The organism is Bacillus sp. FSL E2-8900 (assembly GCF_037966225.1).
GTDB lineage: Bacteria > Bacillota > Bacilli > Bacillales > Bacillaceae_G > Bacillus_A > Bacillus_A cereus.
Map to the genome: position 1 here is coordinate 1,213,843 of NZ_CP150193.1, position 23,358 is coordinate 1,237,200.

A 23,358-nucleotide genomic window follows, 5' to 3' on the forward strand; every position below is an offset into this window, starting at 1 on the left:
TTCGTGCAAAGAAAGAGTAACGTTCTTACCCATTGATAGCCTTTCGAGACTTCAATGCTATTAAAATGAAATTAGTATAAATATAAATATTGTCGATAAATAAGTAGATTGAATTGGGATGATTTTAATGTAAAATATGTAAAAAAAATAAAAAAATGTTGAAAATTTACTTTTTGTAGTTTAATATATAGATGTAATAAGGTTTAAGTTGTTTGAGGAGGTTTGTTTTGAACATAAAACTTAATAAAGATCTAATAGTTTTTGAAGAAGATGAAGAGATTTTACTGATTAATATGAAAGAGAATACGTTTCATTCGCTAGATTCAATTAGCTCTATTATATGGAATAAAATAGAAGAATATAAACAAGTAGATGATGTAATAAATTTTATATCTGAAAATTCTGATGGGGAAAAAGGAATTATTAGAAAAGATATAACAGAGTTTATCTATAATCTAGAAAAGGTAGGAGTAATAGAAATTGATGAAAAAGTTTAGAATGTACTATAGGTTTGTATCTATGTATGTGCTACTAGCTCTTTTTGATTTAGGTTTATCAAAACGGGGATTTACTGAAACTTTTAAAAGGTATTCAAAAAAATATTATAGTCAAGAAACTAGTTACCAAATTTCAGAAAGCTCAGTGGTTGAAATAGAAGAGTTTTTCACATTGTTAAATATTGTATGTGCTTGGTATCCTAGGAAAGCAGATTGTATTCACAAAACACTAATTGGTTATAGAATTTTGCATTCTAGATATTCCATACCAGTTGAAATGGTAATAGGAGTTCGTAAATTTCCTTTTCAAGCCCATGCATGGTTAATGCTAAATAACCAAGATTTATTAATGGATGAGGAATCTAACGAGTACAAAGTAATTTTAAGTTCATATAAATATGTTCAGGGGGAACAATAAGTTGAATTGGTTTTTAGTTTCAATAAAAAACACAGAAGTATACTCCGATGAATTTAGTATATTAGAGAATATTCATAGAGAATATAATGGGAAAAATGTGAAAGAAATAAAAGGTAGAAAAGGAAAAGTGAACTTTGCATATGCAACAAATCGAGTTAATGAAATACAAGAAATTCAGTTTAATGCTGTAGTTGTTATTGGAGATATAAGAATACATAATCGTGATGAAATAATGAATCGGTATAATTTAGATGTTTCATATTACTCTAAGAAAGATAATGCTGCATTAATTAGTGAGATTTATACCCAAAGAGGAATTGAAAGTATTAAGGATTTAGTAGGAGAATTTGCATTTGTAATTTTTGATGAAAAAAGTAATAAAGCGTATGCAGTAAGGGATCATTTAGGGGTGAAAACACTATTTTGGATTCAACTTGAAAATGAATTTGTTTTTTCTAGTGATATTTTTCTAATGAAAGATTTCTTTAATATAAAAGATATTAATTATTCTTATTTTAAAGAATTTCACGAGAAAAATGGGATAGTTGATACTCCAATAACGCCATTTAATAACGTTAATAGGTTGCCCAGTGGACAGCATATGGTAGTAGAAAATAAAAAGGTTGAATTAACGAAGTATTGGGATTTATCCGACGTTAAAAGTACAATCAGTTATTCTAGTGAGGAAGAATATTTTGAACATTTCCGTCAATTATTATCTCAATCTGTACGTAGTAGAATTGTATTAGGAGACAATAACTCTATCATGCTGAGTGGTGGCTTAGATTCAACATCTATTTACGCCCTCGCTAAGAGTGGAGAGAAAATTGAAAATATTTACTCAATTTCATCGGTAAGTGCTGTATTTAACGAATTAAAAGAGTGTGATGAAACTGAATATATTGAAGAACTACTTACAAAATATAAAGATACCGGAGAGTATGAAAATTTTGATAAGAGATTAATGTTCGACGATTTCCCTAACAAAATACCTATTGGATGTGAACCTAATGTTAATTCTTTATATTATGAATTTGCGTATAACTTAATTGAAAAATCAGTAGCCAAAGGACAGTATAATATATTAACGGGGTTTGCTGGTGATCATTTGTTATCAGGTACTTTATACATTACTAAGGACTATTGTAATAGATTTCAATTTAAAAAAGCATTTTCGTTTTTAACTGAGTATTCAATGTACACAAATGCATCAGCTTTTAAAAATATGATTAATTACATGATTAAACCCGACATTGCCAAGGAGTTTATTGGGAATAATGAATCTGATTACTATGAGTCGATAAAAAGAAAATTCAAAAAAATAAAAACATACAATCAAAAAGAGTTGTATTTTCAAATTACAAATGCAAAATCTCATTTATATACGGATAGAACAATTGGTGGCTTGACAGGTGCTGATATCTATCATCCTTTCTTGGATAGAAGATTGGTAGAATTTGTATATCAAATTCCGGGCGAGCTTAGAATTAAACCAGATTACTCTAAATACATCCTTAGAGAGTCCATGAGAGAGTACTTAACACCTGCAATAGTAGATCGACTTAATAAAACTGCACATTTAGCTTATACATATAAGAGTTTAAAGAAAAATTGGTCTAATATTATAAAAGCTATTGAGAACCCTAGTATAGTTAGCGAGCTAAAACTAACAACAGCAGAGGAGTGGAAAATATCTCTTGGGAAATGGAGGAATGGTATTGACACGCCATCAGACTTTTTGACTCTCTTATCTATAGAATTATGGTATCGCAAATTTAATCAAAAATAAAATGAATTAGTTATAAGACTATTGTGTTATTTCAAGTAAGAAAAGAAAATGGAGGAATTTAAATTATGATAACTTATGTAAAACCAACAATTGTGGAATGTGGAACAAGTGAAAGTGTTATTAAAGGTGCCTGTGGGTGGGGAACAGAAAACTTTTTAGTCGATAAAGATGGAACTAAAAAAAATAAAACAGTAAGAAAAAAAGTTTCTTATTCTTGTTATGGTCCAGGAGTAGTGAATATTTGTTTCAGATGTCAAACATTCACTAACCAATGTAGCGATAGTTCAAATGAGTGCTAATAATACTAGTAATAATATATAAAATCAAATCAATGTTCAAATAGTCAAAGATAAATATTCTATTGAAATAACACAATATTGTTATAAATCATGCCAGCTGCTGACTGGCATGATTTACTAATGTAATTTTAAAGGAGATTTTAATGAAACTTTTATTACTAGTATTATTATTAGCAATTATATCATATATATACTTTTTTAGAACATTAAAAAAAGATCTATATTTCATGAATAGTATCCAAAAATCGACAGAACATATGGATGGTTCAGTAGACATTGAAAAATACATTATATGCATCGAAAAAAGCATGATTATAGATGACTTTTACTTTTACAAGGATGTAGTTAAAATTATGCCTAAAAATATACCATATGAATTGATTTCTTTTGATTTCTCTAAGGAAGATGATGCTAATTTCAATCTAATAGATAAATTGAAATTGAAAAATATTCCTTCTATACATTTTGTTGATGAACAAAAAAAATCTAAAGAAATTTTTAATTTTAATGATCTAGAAGACAGTTTGAACTCTAGGGAAGTTTTAAAGATAATTAAAGGCGTCTTATACAATAATGAAAGTCAGGGAAATCTAAAATGAAGCTAATTATTATTTTTAAAATTATATTAGGTATAATTTTTTTGAAAAGTAGTTTTAATAAACTAAAAAAACCATATCAATTTTATAAGGCGATAGAAGATTATAAGTTTATACATAATAAATTTCTTCTATATATCGTTCCGTTATTGATAGTAATTGAACAAGTTTTGTCTCTTTGTTTAATCCTACCTGTAAATCCACTTGCATTTTTGATTTTAGGAATTATTCTACAATCATTTTATGTCTTCTTATTATTATTAAATATCGGTAAAAATTTTAAGAACAATTGTCAATGTTTTTCTCTCAATGCACCTGGAATGGTTACAACAAAGAACATAAGTATAAATATTGCTCTTTTAATATCCATAATACTTACATATGGATGGTTACTTAGGCTAGAGAATGGGTAAAAATTCAAATCTATTGAAATGGGAGATTTTAATATGTCCATAATGTCATTAATATTTACAACAGGTTCAGGGATATTATTACTTATTTCTAGTTTGTTAAAAATAATATCTATAAAAGAATCATCCAATGCTATCTATAAAATAACTTTTTTTCCTAAAACCATATCAAAATTATTAGGATATCTATTTCCTTTTTTAGAATTATTAATATCAATTTTATTAATTTTACGTATGTATGATCTTTGGGTCAATACTGTTGCTATTTTAATTATAAGTGTATTTGTAATTATTAATGCTAATGCAATATTTAAACATAATAATGAAGAATGTTTTTGTTTTGGTAAATTTATGAAATCCAGAATGGGAATTGGCGGTTTAATTCAATCGAGTTTACTCTTATTCAGTTTGTTGCCTAATATACTTTTTAATAATTCAAATGTAATTACAGTGCTTTCATTTCAAAAATATAATTTTGAATTTATAGTTATTATTATAACAATTCTTTTATGGGTAATATCTCTCATGCTAATTAGAACTACCATTGATAAATTATTAATTTCGGAGAATTGAAAATGAAGTACAGGAGGGGTTATGATGATAAACAGCCAAATTGCAGTTTCATTAATAATTATTATTTTCATATATATTATTTTACAGTTTTTTATTGTATATCATTTAAAAAATAGATTTAAAGTTAAATCTGGTCCACCTATAGGACAATGTATTTCCGAACTTGAAATTTTGGATGTAAATCGAAACAAAGTAAAATTAAATAATGTATTAAAAAAAGGGAAAAATCTCATTTTATTTGTTGATATGGATTGTGATCATTGTAATAAAATTATAGATTCTTTAAAGTTAATGAATAGTAGTGTATTAAGTGAAATCCAATTTCTGTTAGCTGATACGGGAGAGAATTTAAAAGGGGTAAAAGAAAAAAATATAGATGCTAATTTTTATTTTTTAAATGAAGAAGAAATATTTGTGAATTTAAATATAAAAGGATTCCCTTTTTATATAGAAGCTGATAATAACAATGTAATTAAAAAAAAGGGATATGCTTCTAGTAATGTTATAATTGAATATTTAGTATAAATCATGAAAGGGGAAGGTATTATGGAAGAAGAACAAATTTTAACTACTCAGAAAGAAGAAAAACCGTTTAAAGCTTTTGTACGTTCACAAATTTACTTTTTGAAATTAATATATAAGGAATATCCAAAGAGTTTTTTGCTGTTTGGTTTATTGGTACTTTTATCCTCAATTTGTCCCCCATTAATTGTATTAGTAAATAAAGAAACGATTGATAGGATTAGTACAATTAATGGGGATTCGAATGCTTTTAAATATGCTCTACTTTTCCTTTTAATATACTTTATCTTAAATTATGCTACAGCAATTTTTACTGAGATAGAAAATTATATTTTCACAAAAATATCGATAACAGTAAATTATGTTTTAAAAGCTTTAATGTCAAAAAAACTTATTCAAATTCCTTTAAAGGAATTTGAAAATAGTGTATTTTACGATTCTATGAAGCTTGCTGATATGGCTATAGGTGGCAATGGTATTAGAGTTATACAAAATTTAATATATGTTGTGGGTAGTATTATTTCTTTAGTAGGTATTTTTGGGATTCTACTAACAATACATTGGTCATTGCCATTTGCTTTATTTTTATCCACTTTACCTGGAATTCTTCTCGCTTTTTGGTCAAAAATCAAAGGCTATCATATGGAGAAAGATATTTCTGAAAAAGAAAGAGAAATGCATTTTACAGATACTTTATTTACAGATAAAAGAAGTTTAAAAGAAATCAAAATATACAATTTGGGTAACTATCTATTAAATAAATGGAAAGTGTTATTTAAGTATACACAGGATAAAAAAATGAGTTTGGCTTTATGGGAGTTAAAATCTAGATCATTTGCGGCATTTGTGTTACAAGTAGCTAGTATGGGAGTATCGGTATTCTTAGTATATCAAATTTTTGATGCTAAATTATCAATTGGTTCATATGTAGCTTTACTTACAGCAGTCACAACTGTACAAGGATTGTTTGGGACAATTGGAGGAAATCTTGGTACTATTTTTGAAACTGCAATCTATAATAATGCATTATTGTCTATCTTAAATTATAGTGAAAACAAAAAAGAAAACTCTCACTTAATTAAGATTAATAATATAGAAAGTATAACCTTAAAGAACGCATCTTTTTGTTACCCAAATTCAAGCACTAAAGTTTTAGATAATGTATCATTGAAAATAAATAAAGGCGACAATATTTCAATTGTTGGATATAATGGCTCGGGAAAAACAACTTTAGCATATTGTATACTTGGTCTATTTGATTTAGAAGAAGGTGAATTAAAAGTTAATAATAATGTTGTTCATACAATTGATATTAATTCTTTTCTTAGTAAAACATCAGCAATTTTTCAAGATTTTATGAGGTATAAATATAGTATAAGAGAAAACATTGGATTCGGTGATTTATCAAAATTGTATAATGATAATGAAATATATGAGGTTCTAAAGAAAGTTGGACTAGATAGTAAACTTTCAAATTATGTTGATGGATTAGATACGTACTTAACAAAAGAGTTACCTAACGGTACTGAACTTTCAGGGGGAGAATGGCAAAAAGTAGCACTTGCTAGAGCTTTTATGAAAGAGTCTGATTTAGTAATATTAGATGAACCTACAGCGGCCTTAGATCCAATAAGCGAATTAAAGGTATTTGAAACATTCTATAGATTATCGAAAAACAAAACGACTTTAACTATATCTCATAGAATAGGGCCAACTAAACGCTCGGACCTTATTATCGTAATGGATAAAGGGAAAATAGTTGAGCAAGGTACTTTTGAAGAGTTAATAAATAACCAGGGTTTATTTTATAAAATGTATGAATCACAATCAGTGTGGTATAAAGATGATTTATTAAAATCAAAAGAAATTAGTTCGGTTCTAATGTAAAATTATGTAAAAAATAGGTATTAATTAAAAGGTGAAATTTAGTTGGTTTTAGAAAATATACCAAGAGGTGTACTATGAATAATAATATAGTTTTATCTGTTGAAGATTTATCAAAGACTTATATAGGAGATGGATTCAAAGTTAATGCATTGGACAACATATCTTTTCAATTACATAGGGGAGAAATGATTGCCATAATGGGTACAAGTGGTTCAGGAAAAAGTACGTTATTGAATATTTTAGGTGCACTTGACAAGCCGACTTTAGGTTCAATTAAGCTTAATGGCAAACATGTTAAAGATATTTTTATAGAACCATCTGCATCTCTATATAGACAAGAAAACATTGGTTTTATTTTCCAATCGTTTAATCTATTGAAGGATCTTTCAGTTGAGGAAAATATTTCATTGCCTTTGATTTTAAAAAACGTAAATAAAAGAGAAATAACAGAAAAATCAAATGAAATAATGAATTTACTAGGTTTAGTAAAATGGAAGAAGCATAGACCCACACAGCTTTCAGGTGGACAACAACAAAGGGTTGCAATAGGTAGAGCTATCATTACAGCACCACCTATTGTATTAGCAGATGAGCCAACAGGGAACTTAGATTTTAATACTTCTTCTGAGATTTTACATATTTTAGTTGATATGAAAAGGAAATTTAATCAGAGTATATTAATTGTAACTCATGATGCCAACGTGGCAACATACGCAGACCGTGTATTATTTTTCCATGACGGGAGAATAGTTGATGAATATAAATGTGGAGACTATGATAGTTTAGATGATATATTAGAAAAATTCAAAAAAATAACAGAGAGAAAAGACATATGAAATCAATACAGGGACTTTCTTTTCGACTTTTTCGAGCAAATAAATTTATCATATTCTCCTCTATTCTCAGTGTAATTATTGCTGTAACTTTAGTTCTAACACTAGTCCTATTCTCGTTCAGTGCAAAACATACACTTAAAGACGAAGTGAAGAAAATGTATGGAGATATGGATTTACTAGTCGGTTATAATCCAGAGCAAAATAAGAGTATATCTAAAGAATTTGTTGATGAAATTAAATCATACAAGGAAGTTAAACAACTTTCAAAAGTATCAATAACGCATTTAAACTTTAATAGCCTCAAAGCAAAGGTTTATACAGTTGGCGTGGAAAATGATAAACTAGCGCGAAGTCGGTATCATTTTTCGACTTCGTTAAATAAAGAATCTGTTATTATTAATAAAAGTCTTGCAGAAACACTAAAGGTTAAAGTCGGTGATAAATTAATAATTGAAAATCAGTCTTTTAAGCTAGTAGAAATAATTAATGATTTGCCCGCTATAGGAATAGTACCAGATATGGTGTTATTAAGTAATGAGGTAGTTAAAAATTATATTCAATTAAAGTCCAATTTGGATTCACAAGCAACTTTTATACTAATTAAGGCTACGGATAATACAAATATATTTAATTTATCTAATCAAATTAAAGCTAATGATAAAGATTTACGAATTGATATTATTGAAGAAGATCCTTCTATAAAAAGTAATCTAAATTCATTAAGTATTTTTATTATCATTTTATCTATTTTAGTATTGGCTATTATTTCTTTATTAGTTATTTCGAATTTTGAGTTGCTTTTTTACAAGATGAAGAATCAGTTTGCTATTATGCGTTCTCTTGGTGCAACCACTAAACAGATGAGTAACATTATTTTAATTCAAAGTGGTATTATTAATATTATAGGAGTTTTTCTTGGATTTTGGTTAACTTTCATTAGTAGAAAGTTAATGTATAATTGGATGGAGAAATGGCTTGGTATTTCAGCCACATTAGATACATTTAACTTTAAAATAGCTGTTATTATTAGTCTGTGTTGTTTTGGAATAATTCAAGTGTTTTTACTCTTTCCAGCTTATAAAAGTTCGAAAATTCTCCCGATTAAAATCATGGAAGAAAATGAAAAATTAGATTTTAGTTATTCAAAAGCAAGAGTTTTTTTTAGTAAGCTGTTACTAAGTGTTTCTATATTTTTGATTTTGGCGAGTCAATTTATAACTACAAGAGGGGAATACAGTGCAGTTTTGTTGTTAATTGCAGCAATATTAATGTTGTTAGGTGGATTTTTAATTTTCCCAATTTATTTAACAAAGTTTTTAAATGGGTTATTACCATATGGACAAAAAATATTCGGACAAGAATTTTATGTAGCAATCAAAAATCTTATTCCACAAGTGAAAAAAAATACGGCTATTATTTTAACAATCAGTTCGTTAATGATAGTTTCTATATTTGGTTCATCTTTAGTAAAAACAATTAAAATGAACCAATCTAATCAAATAAAACGTGATTTTCCAACGCCTATTATAGTCAACAGTCGTCTTGGGGGAGATACTCAATTAGATTCAAAAGAGTTAAGTAAAGCTGTGAGTCAATTATCAACCGTTGAAAACGCTAGTTCCATTAGTAATTTAGGAGCAGCAGAGTTGAAAGTAGGAAGTAACTTTGTTAGTGTTCCTTATGCTTTGGTGGATTTGAAAGAGCTGCAGGATCAAAAATTAATTCCTAATTTAATAGATAAATTTGATGAGAATAGTATAGTTATTTCGCAAGATTTTGCGGATGAGAATCATTTGAAGATTGGGGAAACAATTCAATTAGGACTATATTCTAATTCAGCACAAAGAATCGAGTTAAAAGGATCATATAAAGTTATTGCAATAGCTGATAAATTGCTTTCAGGTGCAGAGATTTACATGGATTGGGATAATAGTATGTTTAAACCAGATTATATAAAATTCGACCAACTGTTTATAAGTTCTAGAGATGTAGACCAAACATTAAAACAATTGGAAGTAATTAAGCAACAGTATCCAGAAGTGAAAATTAGTAGCTACGAAGAATCCGTTAAGGAAGCGAATGAAATGTTCTATCAGCGTTGGACAATCTTTATCATTATCATATGTATTTTAGTACTTACTACGATAATAGGAGTATTTAATTCTTTAGCTAATAACATTTATTCAAAACGAAAAGAATTCGCTATTTTAAGAACTATGGGTGTTCAGCCAGTTGGAATACGGAAGATTATCTTAACACAGGTAATGATGTATCTAATTGTAGGGCTATCAATAGGAGTTATGGCTGGAATATTATTAATGTTAATAGTATATCTACTAGACCCTACAGGCCTGTTTATCGATTATAAAATAATAATAATTATTATTTTAGCAATGTTAATTCTGGGTATAATTGTATTTTCACTTTTAGGAAAGAAGATTGGATCACAAAATACTTCTATTGAATTAACGAACGACAATAAATAAGGTTTAATACCAAAATTTATTAGTAATGGTTAAAGTTTGTAAATTTAAAAAACAAAGGCATTATCTAATAGTAAGTAATAACCATAATGAAAATCTTGTATGAAAGAATAGGAAAACCCTAAAACGTTTATTCGTTTGGATTTTCTTATTCTTTTTATTTAGAAAGATGAGAGATAGATTTTTCTATATGAAGTGAAACATGGTAGAAGAACATAGGAGAATTGTAATGAGTTACCCATGCAAAAGACATTCCAATCTTTCCAGTTTTAGCTTTTTACAATGGTGAATACAAAAGAATGATTTCCACGTTTTAAATAAAATCTTAATTTGTCATATATATATTGATACTGCTAATTCATTTATTACGAGAAGAACATTTCATACCTTTCCCTTGTAGTTTAATCTTGTAATTGTTTGTTGTTCTTTTGTTAGTCGATGAATAATCGCATGGGTTGAGAGCTTATCAGTCATTCCTACATAAGCATTAGATATTTCACATGTTTGCCCAAGCTCAAGAGGGTTAACTAAAACATCCACACACACATATATTCCTTTATTATGCTATCTTGAAAAAAACAGGTTAGAAATTTTTGGCTGAATGAATGTGTTCAACTTGATACGTGAGATATAATAAAACTTTTTATCTTGTATATGTTCAAGAGCTTTCAAATGAAGATAATCTAGATGTTGGATACATAAATCATTTGCTGTTACAGTTGAAGCATACAAAGAACAGTAGGATTGATCATGTTGTTTACCTGGACCTGTATGGATATGAAGGAACTTTCCACTTAATAGATTATACTCAAGCTGAATCTTTATCTTTGCTATCTGGCTGTCCCCTCTTGCACCAATATAAACGGATGAAAAGGATCTGGGGGTTGAATTTAAAATACGAATATGCTTAAAAACAGAAGTATATGGATGAACTGACGCTTAAAGTTAGACAGGTCATTTCATCAGGAAGCCCTTAGATCATGAGTTAGGTATTGTACCAGGCTCATGCCTTTTAAATTTTCCTTAATTCGTTTGTGATTATAATAATCGATTTATTTTTCAAACTCTGGTTTAAATTGTTTTATTCTTTCAAAATCTTTTAGATAAAGAAATTCGGATTTTATACTCCCAAGAAACTTTCAATAACTGTATTATCGTAACAGCTTCCTTTATGAGACATACTTTGAGGAATTTTACGTTCTTTTAGGGAGTGACGATACTTTTTTATTTGATAATGCCAGCCTTAATCACAGTTAATAAGGCGTTCGTCTTCTTCTGTCAATTGTTGAAAAGACTTTCTTAATATCTTGGATATAAGTGAATAGGTTGGTCTTGAATCAATTGTATAAGAGATTATCTCTCCATTAAATAAATCTAACATCGGTGATAAGTAGAGATTCTCGCCGAATAATTTAAATTCTGTTATATCTGTAATCCATTTTTCGTTCGGCTTTTCAGCCTTAAAGTTACGTTCTAAAATATTTGGCGTAATCTTACCTATTTTTCCTTTATAAGAGCGATATTTCTTCATATGAACTAGGCTCTTCAAATCTAACTCCTTCATAATTAGTTACACTTTTTTATGATTGATTTTGTGTCCTTGGTTCATTAATTCATCGCGAATACAGCGATATCCATAACAACCTTGGTGTTCATCGTAAATGTTTTTAATTAAGATTTTTAGCTCTTTATATGGACAATTAGAATTCTGTATCCAGTAATAATACGTACTTCGTGGGAGTTCTGCTAATTTTAAAAGTGTCTTCATCGCAAATGCTTTCCTTAGTTTATAGATTCCTTGTTTTTAACTAAGGCATTACATTTTTTTAGATAAGAATTTTCCATATATAAGCGCTTCAATTCAGCTTTTAAAACTTCTAATGATTCTTCGATTTAAGGGCGTCTACTTCTTTTTAATGTAGTTGAATGCGCCATTTTTGAACATATAATTTAATACGTCTAGTCTATACTGTGTGGAATATATTGTATAGCTTTTTTTCAAATGCCTGAATTCCATGATATTCAAATTGTTTTATCCACATGAGAACCACTCCGTGATTCGCCCTCAATGATTTCGCAATATCTTGTATACTCTCGCTTCCATCTTGATAATGTATTACTCCATTCATTTTGTCTTCTGAAGTAAATTTATTCATAAAAAACTATACCTCCAATTGTTAGAATGTGTCTAACAATTGGGGTCCAGTTCAAGATTGTTCTCCTGTCTTTACAACTAATATTTAAAATAACTAAATATTCATACATATATATTGTAAAGCCCAATTTGTTAATCTAGTATGTGCAGAATCCATAATGCAAAGCACGGAAAAAAACAATTGTCCCAAGAGGGTTCTTCGTTTGTTTAATTAACAGCTGTAAAATACTGAATATAAACTCTCTTTTTATATAGGTGCATTTATTTGTTTTTTATAATTTAATTCTTTTAATTATGCAAAGCCCCTTTTAACCAATTCCGCGCCCGATATGCCCCAACTGGAACTTGAATAAGAGATGTTTCATTCCCAGCATCTATTCCGTACAATTGATCACATGAATTTGTATCAAAACTAAGTAAAGGATGCCCGCCCATCCCCATCGCGGTCGCTGCAAAAACGAGTTTATGAACGAGTATACCTGCTTCCATTTGATGAATACGGTACCCTCTATAGCCTAATGCATTTGTATAATAATCTTTCTTTCCGACTACATGTAGGCAAAGTGGTACTTGAAAAAGGTTTACGTTATCCATCGTCATACTAGACTGAAGTGGGTAGCGAAGGTCTCCATATCGAATTGGTTGTATGGAATGTGTTTTACTGTTATAAGCGTAAGCCCCGTTTTTAATATTTTTCACGTTATAAAAACATCCGTATACGGAGACGCGTGTATTTTCATTTGTATACTTACCGTCAAGGTCGTTGTAATAGGGGAAGGAGAGACTCGCTTCTTGTAGTAAAGTAGCGAGCTCAGCTGCATCCCATTTCGTTAAAATAAAATCCGCATCAGGAGAATATCGTTTTTTACAAAGTTGTAGGAAATCATACGATAACCGTTCTACTTTTGGTAGCTGTACAGCGTACGGATTATGTTGATAGTGCTCTTCATGATGTAGTGTTTGGAAGTGTGCTGTTGATTCGATCATAGAAGCTTCATTTATTTTTGTTATCATCGGATATTCACCTACATGTTTTGAGCGAATGAAATGTTCATGTGCGAGCGGCGGAATTTGTTGCAACAACTCATGAGAAGTAACTGTTTTATTTTCACGGTAATCATTGTGAAACCAATTAGTTTCTGGCTCTGTACTTAAAGGAATAACGGCATACACACTTTCTTCACCTTCTGACAATCCGAGTAAATGGTTCAGTGCACGGTCTAGAAATTGAAAGTATACGCCGTTTGTATAACCGAATTGCTTTGCACATTCTAGCAATTGTCCAATGAGGACCCCGCTATCTAATCCTTGAAGACGATATGAAAAATTATTGTATTTAAAGAAGTTTTTCCAAAACATAGTGGATACGAATGCAGCACCGAAACAATCCTGTATGTTACAGCGATTACCGAGTGCGTCTGCTAAATAAGAATCGAAATTTCCTTCGCGAAGTAAAATAAGTCGGTGATGCGCGGCGTCATAATGGTAAATGCCGTCTGGATAATCGTCAATCTTTAAATAGATATACAATTCATTCGGGTATAAGGCACCGCCTGAAGGAATGGATCTACGTAATACATTTCTCTCGCTATTTAGCTGACATAATTGTGTTACACCAAATGAATACCAAAGGTAGTGACCAATCTCATTTAGAGTAGGTGTAGTAGAAGAGTTCGATAAAGATAACGGGATTTCTAAGGAGAGCGGGATGGTAGGTACATTTCGATATAATTTATAAGGAAGCGGTGCGTCTTTCCAGTCCACCTCATGATTTGGCATAATTTCATCGATAGAGAAATGGAGATGATGTAAAAAAGTATCTAGCTGCATGAAATCCCTCCTTTACTATGGAAACGGATGTGGATGTGGATTTAATCTTTCATTTGTTAAAGGTTCGTCTGTATATCCAAGTGTCATCGGTACGGTATATACCCGGTCCAGTCCTGTAACCCGAGTAAGATGGTGTCCGAACGTCATCGGTAACATACCTGGAATAATAACTTTTACACAGTGTAGTCCGTTCTTTTCTATAAGGGGAACGGTTTGATCTACAACGATTACTTCAAGGTCAGATTGATGCAAACGATTTAAAAGTTGGTGGAGATCGGATGTTAAATCCATATCAAATGATTGTGATACATTTATTTCTTGGAACGTTTGCACCGGTGCATCTTCTCGTAAAAGGAAGTGAAGACGTTCTTCCGTTTCTTTCAATCCGTACAGCATACTATGGTCTTCCATTTTATTAACGAAATAAGGATCTTGTAAGCACTTTTCGTAGTATTCTCTTTTGTGCTCGAGCTCATCGTCTGTTATTAGTAACATGCCTGCTATTTCTTGAATGGCGCTTTTTAAGGCTCGAATAGGATCTAAATGAGCGCCTCCCGCACAAACAACGTTCATTCCATTTTCACGCGTATTTTTTGCAATTACCCATAAGCTCGGGATGCCGTGTTCCATCGTCGCATTAAAAGCGTGTAATTCATACCCGGTAATCGTACGTAACCGCTGGATCATTAATTGTAATTCTGTATCATTTGCTGAACTCAGATCAAGGCGGGGAAGAGGTAATTCTGCATACCAAGTGAGTAAGAAGGCATCACGCTCTACAATTTCTAAAATACCGTGAAAAATCGCTTCTTCTAAACTACCGCCAATTGCACATCCATTTGATGTTTCATACACGAAAGCATCTCGATGACCGAGGCTATAATAAGCAATTGATTCAGGAACTAAAAGCGGTCTGTTTTGTGATAAAGAATATCCCCATACCCAGTTTTGCTCATAATCAGGATCAAACGGCTTAAATGGAAAATTATCACGATTGTAATGTTCATTTGCATGTACACCGAGTGTGAGGGGATTTAGTGCATGTTCCTCTAAATCATGAAAACTACCATGCACATTTGTCTTTTTCCCGCGAGGCGACATACCGCAATATCGTTCTAAACCTTCTAAAATAGCAGTTGCTTCACTCACTGCAAATGAATGAGTTCGGCCTGCAACACCTTCATTTCCGAACATTAATGGCATGTTTATAATGACGTCAGCGAATGGTAATAATGAATGCTGCATTTTGCCGTTCAACATACCGACCCGATAATCTAAATAGTCTCGCGTTAAAAATGTGTTTAATTCATGAATGGAACGGCAGCGATACGTTTCGGTGCTTACTTTTAAACTCGGTTGTAAAGAAACTTCCGCCGCATCCGCAGTATCATCAGGTAAATTACTACATACAGGACAGAGAGGATCTGGAAGAAAAGAATGCCGCGTACATTGTAATGTTTGTAAGTTTAGTAAAATAAGTTCATTTTCTAAAGAAGAATGGTTATGAGTTAATATTTTTTCTGTTTCTGCGCAAATAAGATGGCACATTTGTAACATTCCATTTTGGGTGGCACGTACATCACGCCTCGTTACATTATCTGCTTTAAAGGCATATTTCCGTTGTAGTTCCCACATTTCTTTTTGATCAAAGCCAGCGATAAAACGGCGTCCATCAGAACAATGGGAACATCCGGGCGTAAGAGGATGAATGTAAGGACCGATAATACCTTCGCCAAATGAAGTAAAACCACGTAACCACGGAATATGATTTGACCGAAAAATTAGCTCAGCGTCATGATGAATAGTAGAAGGAGATCCGTCATGTAATACGAGAGCGAGATGAATATTTTCAGGAAGTTCTTCTGTAAGGGTATGCTGACGAATGATGGAATATTGTTTGCATAATTGATCATGTACATAGTCTGCAAGAAGGCCATCCCCTATAAGTAATATATTTTGAGTCATAGACCGTCCTCCTTTGCAATTAATACCCCATACACACCGTCTAAGTTTTCTTTCAAAAATGGTTCGATTGCTAAATCAAACACGAAGGGATAAAAATTATGTTCTTCTAAATGCTGTAAGGCAAGCTGTAAAGATTGCACACTTGGAATTTCTTCTTCCGCTTGTATTTCCACTCTAAAAGAATCCGTGTCATATAAAATAATAGATGATTCAGGCAAGATATTAGCTCTGTAAGGAGTCTCTTCACTTTGAATGTGTAGCAGTGATAGTTGTAGTGCGCTTCGTAACGCTAACGTCATATTAATATTAGATGCACCGTACCATCTATCATTTATACCAATCCAAATGACTGGAAAACTGAGAATCTCTTCACTCATTGCAATTTTAGGTGTTTCATGAATTGTAGCAAGAGCATCGTAATAAAATCTACAATGTTTATCGTGAATATCAGTTAAATCAATCGTTGTAAGTTCTTCTAGCGTATGTGACTGCCGCTCATACAGTTTATTGTTTAAATGTTGTTGTAGTGCCCGGTAAAATCCTTCTGTCATCGTTTCTCCAGCACCGATACCGATATCGTTATGTTCAGGAATAAGGCGGTGAATGATTTCTGCTACATATGTTTCAATTCCTGTTAAACCGGCTTCTCGGCGTGCTTCATTATGAGTCAATCCACTGCAAGTCATAAGAGGCAGAAGGGGAGCTGGGCCATCTGATAGTGGAGTGGCTACTTGAATATAGCACTGTGATAACGGTAATTGATATGAATCTTGTTCATCCCATACATGGAATATACCGGCTTCTTTAGAAGTTAATGAGTCGAAAAAGCGGAATACATCAGTTGAAGTATGTTGGTTCGACCGATGCTCAAGTTTTTCAGAAAGATTTTCTATCGTATCAATTGTAAAACTTTCATCAGTTGCAAGAGGGTGTTTTATAAAAGGATGCCACGTTCCTTCAAGTGTTTCATAGTTTAATAAAAAGAATTGTGATTCTTTTTCACGATATGAATCATCCGCGACATGTTTAAACAATTCAAAAACGATTACATTTGCTAACATGGCAGATGTAATTTGTGAGAAGGAATCCGATGAATTTTCATTTTGCAAAGTCGTTTCATGTAGTCGATGCCATGCGGATTCCCAGCATTCATCACGGTTTTCCATTACGACAGGTCCAGCTATACCGAGTGTTGATAAACAAATAGCTGGTATAAAATTCTTTTTCGTTTCTCTACAAATAGTGTGAACTGTTTTTAAACCGTCAATGTCTCCGTTTTGAGAAACATATAAAATCCAATCAAAAGGTTCGAATACTTCATGTAAAGGACGGTCAATTGTAGTATCGATTTCTTGAAGGAGTACACTGTTATCAACTTCATATGCACGTTCTATTAGCTCATGTATTCTGTCATAGTTTGTTTCATCTCGATCTGTAACGAGGTAATGAAATGTAGGTAAACCAGATTCTAATAAAGAAGAAACTAAGGAAGTGAGCATATCCCCAGAACCAAGTACAAGGACATTTGCTCCGCGGTACGTTTCGAATTTTAAAGCACCTGAATGAGAATCGGCTTCTAAAAATTCAATTTGCGAAGCATATCTGTCGAGTAATGTACTGTTTAATTCATGAGGTGCATCTTGATTTGCATCGCGAACGAAACCATTTTCATATAAAATCTCTCCAATTTCAAATACCCGATTTTGATAGGGGAGAGGGAGGCCATCGGTTATTTCTGCTAAAGAATAATTTCCGTTAAACATTGGCATTAATTTTTCAATCCAGTCATAAATTCCATCACCGTCCATGCGAAATGAACTGGCGTTATTTCGAAAATAGACACCCCCGTTTGAATCGGGAAGGAAGAAAGTATCCTTATTTACTTTAAGTTTTGCATGAATTGGAAGGTTATTCATTTTAATCCTCCTTACGTTTAGGCATACATTATTACTTTATGTCATGAAATTTGTCCCGTATGAACACAATAAAAAAAGGCTGTAGAATGATTCATTCTACAGCCTTTAATAGATTTTTAATCTATCAACCTTCTAATAATAATGACTTTGGATCTTCAAGCATATCTTTAACAGCAACAAGGAAGCTAACTGCTTCTTTACCATCAACAATACGGTGATCGTAAGATAAAGCAATGTACATCATTGGGCGGTTTTCCATACGCTCGTTATCAATTGCAACTGGGCGTACTTGGATTTTATGCATTCCTAAAATACCAACTTGAGGGCTATTTAGGATTGGTGTTGACATTAGAGAACCGAATACACCACCGTTTGTAATTGTAAATGTACCACCTTGTAGTTCTTTTAATGAAAGTTTGTTATCGCGTGCTTTTTTACCTAATTCACGAATTTCGCTTTCGATTTCAGCGAAGTTTAATTGGTTAGCATCGCGTACAACTGGAACAACTAATCCATCTGGAGCTGCTACTGCAATACCGATATCATAGAATTTTTTAATGATAAGCTCGTCACCTTGAATTTCAGCATTTAATAATGGGAATTGTTTTAATGCTGCAACAACTGCTTTTGTGAAGAATGACATGAAGCCAAGACGTACATCATGTTTTTTCTCGAAAGCATCTTTGCGTTCTTTACGTAATTCCATGATCGCACTCATATCAACTTCGTTAAATGTTGTTAACATTGCAGATGTTTGTTGAACTTCTACAAGACGTTTTGCAATTGTTTGACGGCGGCGGGACATTTTCACGCGCTCAACTGGTTTTTCGAATTCCGTTTTTGCAACTGGAGCAGGAGCTGGACTCTTTGGAGCAGCTGGTGCTTCTTTTGGTGCTGCAGCATGAGCTTGTACATCATGTGGTCTCACGCGTCCAAGTGGGTCTGTGCTACGTACGTCGTTTAAGTCGATTCCTAATTCACGAGCCATTTTTCTAGCAGCTGGTGATGCGATAGGACGGTTTGAATTTGGTAACCCTTGTAGTGTTGCAGTTTGCTCAGCATTTGGTGCCACAGCTTTCGGTGCTTCAGTCGTTTCTTGTTTTGGTTGCTCAGCCACTGGTGCAGGTGTACTTACTGCAACTGGTGCTCCATTAGCATCTAAAATTGCGATAGTTGCACCAACTTCAACTGTATCCCCAGGTTCGCCTAGTAACTTCGATACAATACCTGAATCTTCTGCAATGATTTCTACATTGACTTTATCAGTTTCAAGCTCAACAACGCTGCCACCTTTCTCAACTTTGTCGCCTACGTTGATAAGCCATTGTGAAATAGTTCCTTCAGTAATAGATTCTGCAAGCTCAGGTACTTTAATTTCGATCATTTTAAATGTCCTCCCCTTATTTGCCTAACGGTGTGTTTTTTCTTCTTTTGTCTTCGGTAATCTCCATTTGTTAGCCTGGCCTTGGGCAGAATATCTGCCCAAGGAACAAGCTAGAAAGCTTCATTGTTACTTTTTAGTTGCTGTAAACTTCAATTTCTTGTTTATCTTGACGGAAGTTATACTTCACATCTAAAGCATGTGCAACAATTAGTTCTTGCTCAGCTTTGTGAGCGAATGGATCGCCGCCAGATGGACTAGAGCGATCAGGACGTCCAATGTAGCCTGTTTTCACTTTATCTCCAGCAAGTTCGAACAGAATTGGAGCCATGTAATGCCATGCACCCATATTACGAGGTTCTTCTTGAACCCAAATGATTTCTTCTAAGTTTTTAAAGCGTTTAATAATAGATTGAACTTTCTCAGCAGGGAATGGGTACAATTGCTCAATACGAACGACATGAACTTCGTCTAAGTTGTACTCATGTTTACCAGACTCGATTTCTGCTGCTAAGTCAATCGCCATTTTACCTGTGCTTAAAACAAGACGTTTTACTTTATTTGGTTTCATGCCAAGGTTTTCTTGTTCTAAAGCAGGTTGGAAACGTCCTTCGCTTAACTGACTAGCAGTTGAAAGCGTAAGTGGGTGACGTAATAAACTCTTCGGCGTCATCAATACTAATGGTCGAACAGCTTCTGTTCCTAAGATAGATGCTTGACGACGCAGGATATGGAAGTATTGTGCCGCACTCGTTAAGTTTGCAACTGTCCAGTTATTCTCAGCAGCTAACTGTAAGAAACGCTCTGGACGTGCACTAGAGTGCTCTGGTCCTTGACCTTCATAACCGTGTGGTAATAGGAGAACTAAGCCAGATTTTTGACCCCATTTTGCTCTTCCAGCTGAAACATATTGATCAAATAATGCTTGCGCAGTATTTGAGAAGTCACCATATTGCGCTTCCCACATAACAAGAGTTTCTGGAGCGAATACGTTATAACCATATTCGTAACCAACAACAGCAGCCTCTGATAACGGACTGTTATGAACAGAGAACGATGCATTAATGTTTGGTAAGCGATGCAATGGTGAATATGTTTCGTTTGTATCAGTATCGTGTAATACGATATGACGGTGTGCGAATGTACCACGCTGTGAATCTTGACCAGTTAAACGAATTGGCGTACCTTCTTGTAAAATAGAAGCGAATGCTAACGATTCAGCAAGTGCCCATTCGATTTTACCATTTTCTTCAAGAGCATCTTTACGGCGCTCAAGAATTTTCTTAACTTTCGGATATACGTTAAATCCTTCCGGCCAAGATAGTAGACCTTCATTAATTGCACGAAGTGAGTCAATCTCAACACCAGTATCAATTGACTGAATACCTTTTGCAACAACATCTGGCACTTTAACGTGAATTGTTGCATCGCTCGTATCAGCTGGTGGTACTTGTGCATAGTCAGATTTTAATTGTTCTTGTGTAAACTGTGTAATTGTTTCAACCTCATCTGCATTTAGAACACCAGCAGCTTGTAATTGATCTGCATAAATTGCTCTTACAGTTGGATGGTTTTTAATTTTTTTGTACACTTGTGGTTGCGTAACTGCTGGATCATCCATTTCGTTATGACCGTAGCGGCGGTAACCAATTAAATCGATTAAGAAATCTTTTTTGAACAACATGCGATATTGAATTGCAAGGTTAGCAGCTGCAAGACAAGCTTCCGGATCATCAGCGTTCACGTGAACAATCGGAATATCGAAACCTTTTGCAAGGTCACTAGAATATTTCGTAGAACGAGAATCATAGCTATCAGTTGTAAAACCAACTGCATTGTTTGCGATAACATGAATCGTTCCACCTGTTTGATACGCGTTCAATCTGCTTAAGTTGAGTGTCTCAGATACAATACCTTGACCAGGGAATGCAGCATCACCATGAACTAAAATTACGAATGATTTTGAAGTATCTTGATCTGGAAGACCAGATTTTTTACGATTCTCTTGAGCAGCACGTGCGAAACCTTCTACTACAGGATTCACGAACTCAAGATGACTCGGGTTATTTGCTAATGTCACGCGAGTGCTAACTTCTTCGTTACTAACGACTTGTTCTCTACCTAGGTGGTATTTCACATCGCCAGTCCAGCCAGAATTAGCCACTGCGCCTTCTATTTTTGCATGTTTGAACTCAGCAAACATGTGGCTATATGGTTTTTCTAATACGTGAGCAAGTACGCTTAGGCGACCGCGGTGAGCCATACCAATCATGACATCCTCAACGCCGTTTTTAGCACCTTCTAGAACAATTTCATCTAAAACAGGTACAAGCATATCAACGCCCTCGATAGAGAAACGTTTTTGCCCAACGAATGTTTTATGCAAGAATTGCTCGAAACCTTCAACAGCTGTTAAACGTTTTAAAAGAGCAGTTCGTTTTTTATTTGATAGTGGTTGACGCAATGAATTTGATTCCACCATTTGATGCAACCACGCGCGTTCTTCACTATCTTGTATATGAGAAAATTCATAAGCTAAAGATTTTGTATAAACGTCTTTTAATCTATGAATTACATCAAGTGCAGTGTGAATACCTTCTGGTGCATCTTGCCATACTGTTTTCGCTGGAATCGCTTTCAAGTCAGCATCGCTCAGTTCGCTCATTGCTTTCTCAAGAAGAGATTGTCCATTTGCAGCATCTTCCATCGGGTTGATGTGAGCCAACGTGTGCCCGAAAGAACGAATCTGCTCAACTAGTTGAACGACTTTAAGAATTTTTTCAATGTTACCTGTGTTTTGAGGAGAAAAATGTGTTGCTGTGTTGTCCCCTGTTACGACATCATCTTGAAACGAAGGAGCTCCAAAAATTTCAAAAAGCTCTTGTAATTCCGGATCAACAGAACCTGCTCCAGTTACGTAAAGATCATACTGTTCAATAACATAACCAAGGTTCGGACCGTGGAACTTGGCCCAAGGGTTTGTCGTTGTATTCTTCCTCGTCATTTGTTTAAACCTCCCAATGCATATAATCCTTTTCCATACAAAGGTGCATTTTGCTCTTTTTCAATAAGTAATGAATCAATAATCAATGTAAATGTTTTCTTTACTCTTATGTTATTACAATAATTTACATAATACCAAACACTATTACTTATCTGTTTTGTAAAAAAACATTCACAATAACTTATCACCCAAGTTAATCTTTCATGTTATAAAGTAATTTTACAGAAAAATGGGGTGGATATATTTGGTATGCCTATACTAATAGCTATAATTGTTGCATTTAAATATAGGTATAATAGTTAGAATGTTTCGATAAAATCGGTTTGAATTATGTATATTGAAATAATAAGCGCTTTCATAGATATTATACAACAATATAACGGAATATAGTATAAAAAATAAAAAATTATGAATTTATCGTAAACTTTATTTAGATAGTGTTAAATATTGAAAGGAAAGTGAAGGATTTCTACAAAAAAAGTTGCTAAACATAAAAAATGCTCCATAAACAGTTAGTTTCTATAAATATGACGAAAAACACCGTAAAACAAATAACGTATTTCGTGAAATAAAGAAATAAATGAAATATTTTAAAAGGATAAAACAAATATGGAGATATTAAATTTTAAAAAAAGAAGTGAGGAGATATAGTAACAGTTATTTACAGTGTTCCGTGTTTCGCTTCAAAATAGACGTGCTGAAATTGAAAAAAGTTTCTTCTATATAAATAGCGTGAATAATAATCAAAATATATGTAAAGGGAACTTGACGTAAAGTTTCCTTTACATATATACTCG

At 32.7% G+C, this 23,358-nt stretch carries 16 protein-coding genes and 3 pseudogenes; 11 read left to right on the forward strand and 8 right to left on the reverse strand.

Annotation, left to right across the window (positions count from 1 at the left end):
* Window positions 1–227: 227 nt before the first annotated feature.
* The 11 genes from NST90_RS06260 (at window position 228) to NST90_RS06310 (ending at window position 10,313) form a co-directional block, all read left to right on the forward strand.
* Window positions 228–497 (forward strand): PqqD family protein, encoded by a 270-nt coding sequence (locus tag NST90_RS06260; RefSeq protein WP_044795484.1) that lies wholly within the window; start codon window positions 228–230, stop codon window positions 495–497.
* On the forward strand, window positions 484–915 hold the full coding sequence (locus NST90_RS06265; RefSeq protein ID WP_044795483.1) for a lasso peptide biosynthesis B2 protein: 432 nt from the start codon (window positions 484–486) through the stop codon (window positions 913–915). The genes NST90_RS06260 and NST90_RS06265 overlap by 14 nt, the downstream gene beginning before the upstream one ends.
* Before the next feature lies 1 nt (window position 916).
* Window positions 917–2,704 carry an asparagine synthase-related protein gene (locus tag NST90_RS06270; protein WP_283748227.1) on the forward strand — a complete coding sequence of 596 codons (1,788 nt, stop codon included), beginning with the start codon at window positions 917–919 and terminating at the stop codon, window positions 2,702–2,704.
* Window positions 2,705–2,769: 65 nt separating this feature from the next.
* Entirely contained in the window at window positions 2,770–3,003 is a 234-nt protein-coding gene (locus NST90_RS06275) for a hypothetical protein (protein ID WP_000634206.1), read from the forward strand.
* A gap of 143 nt (window positions 3,004–3,146) precedes the next feature.
* Window positions 3,147–3,602 (forward strand): hypothetical protein, encoded by a 456-nt coding sequence (locus tag NST90_RS06280; RefSeq protein ID WP_000771478.1) that lies wholly within the window; start codon window positions 3,147–3,149, stop codon window positions 3,600–3,602.
* Window positions 3,599–4,012 carry a MauE/DoxX family redox-associated membrane protein gene (locus tag NST90_RS06285; protein WP_017762660.1) on the forward strand — a complete coding sequence of 138 codons (414 nt, stop codon included), beginning with the start codon at window positions 3,599–3,601 and terminating at the stop codon, window positions 4,010–4,012. Before NST90_RS06280 ends, NST90_RS06285 begins: the two co-directional genes overlap by 4 nt.
* A 33-nt stretch (window positions 4,013–4,045) precedes the next feature.
* Entirely contained in the window at window positions 4,046–4,582 is a 537-nt protein-coding gene (locus NST90_RS06290) for a MauE/DoxX family redox-associated membrane protein (RefSeq protein WP_000026200.1), read from the forward strand.
* A 21-nt stretch (window positions 4,583–4,603) separates the two neighbouring features.
* Window positions 4,604–5,107, forward strand: a complete 504-nt coding sequence (locus tag NST90_RS06295) for a hypothetical protein (RefSeq protein ID WP_339201215.1) — start codon at window positions 4,604–4,606, stop codon at window positions 5,105–5,107.
* Between the two features lie 21 nt (window positions 5,108–5,128).
* The gene (locus tag NST90_RS06300; protein WP_000390766.1) at window positions 5,129–6,991 is read left to right on the forward strand and encodes an ABC transporter ATP-binding protein; all 1,863 of its coding nucleotides are present in this window, start codon (window positions 5,129–5,131) and stop codon (window positions 6,989–6,991) included.
* A gap of 74 nt (window positions 6,992–7,065) precedes the next feature.
* A complete protein-coding gene (locus tag NST90_RS06305; RefSeq protein ID WP_044795479.1) occupies window positions 7,066–7,827 on the forward strand; it encodes an ABC transporter ATP-binding protein in 762 nt (253 codons plus the stop codon).
* The gene (locus NST90_RS06310; protein WP_044795478.1) at window positions 7,824–10,313 is read left to right on the forward strand and encodes an ABC transporter permease; all 2,490 of its coding nucleotides are present in this window, start codon (window positions 7,824–7,826) and stop codon (window positions 10,311–10,313) included. Before NST90_RS06305 ends, NST90_RS06310 begins: the two co-directional genes overlap by 4 nt.
* A 234-nt stretch (window positions 10,314–10,547) precedes the next feature.
* Here NST90_RS06310 and NST90_RS06315 read toward each other — a convergent pair.
* The 8 genes and pseudogenes from NST90_RS06315 to odhA form a co-directional block, all read right to left on the reverse strand.
* Window positions 10,548–11,237: pseudogene (locus NST90_RS06315) on the reverse strand (transposase); the annotation flags it as partial.
* 35 nt (window positions 11,238–11,272) lie between these two features.
* Window positions 11,273–12,466: pseudogene (locus NST90_RS06320) on the reverse strand (IS3 family transposase).
* 55 nt (window positions 12,467–12,521) lie between these two features.
* A pseudogene (locus NST90_RS06325) lies at window positions 12,522–12,701 on the reverse strand (SAM-dependent methyltransferase); the annotation flags it as partial.
* 52 nt (window positions 12,702–12,753) lie between these two features.
* The gene (locus NST90_RS06330; RefSeq protein ID WP_283748226.1) at window positions 12,754–14,295 is read right to left on the reverse strand and encodes a SagB family peptide dehydrogenase; all 1,542 of its coding nucleotides are present in this window, start codon (window positions 14,293–14,295) and stop codon (window positions 12,754–12,756) included.
* 15 nt (window positions 14,296–14,310) lie between these two features.
* Window positions 14,311–16,260, reverse strand: a complete 1,950-nt coding sequence (locus NST90_RS06335) for a TOMM precursor leader peptide-binding protein (RefSeq protein ID WP_069604603.1) — start codon at window positions 16,258–16,260, stop codon at window positions 14,311–14,313.
* Window positions 16,257–18,176 (reverse strand): putative thiazole-containing bacteriocin maturation protein, encoded by a 1,920-nt coding sequence (locus NST90_RS06340; protein ID WP_025709881.1) that lies wholly within the window; start codon window positions 18,174–18,176, stop codon window positions 16,257–16,259. Before NST90_RS06340 ends, NST90_RS06335 begins: the two co-directional genes overlap by 4 nt.
* Before the next feature lie 124 nt (window positions 18,177–18,300).
* On the reverse strand, window positions 18,301–19,560 hold the full coding sequence (gene odhB, locus NST90_RS06345) for a 2-oxoglutarate dehydrogenase complex dihydrolipoyllysine-residue succinyltransferase (protein WP_283748225.1): 1,260 nt from the start codon (window positions 19,558–19,560) through the stop codon (window positions 18,301–18,303).
* A gap of 133 nt (window positions 19,561–19,693) precedes the next feature.
* Window positions 19,694–22,561, reverse strand: coding sequence for a 2-oxoglutarate dehydrogenase E1 component (gene odhA, locus NST90_RS06350; RefSeq protein WP_000197161.1), 2,868 nt, complete (start codon window positions 22,559–22,561; stop codon window positions 19,694–19,696).
* Between the last annotated feature and the right edge of the window lie 797 nt (window positions 22,562–23,358).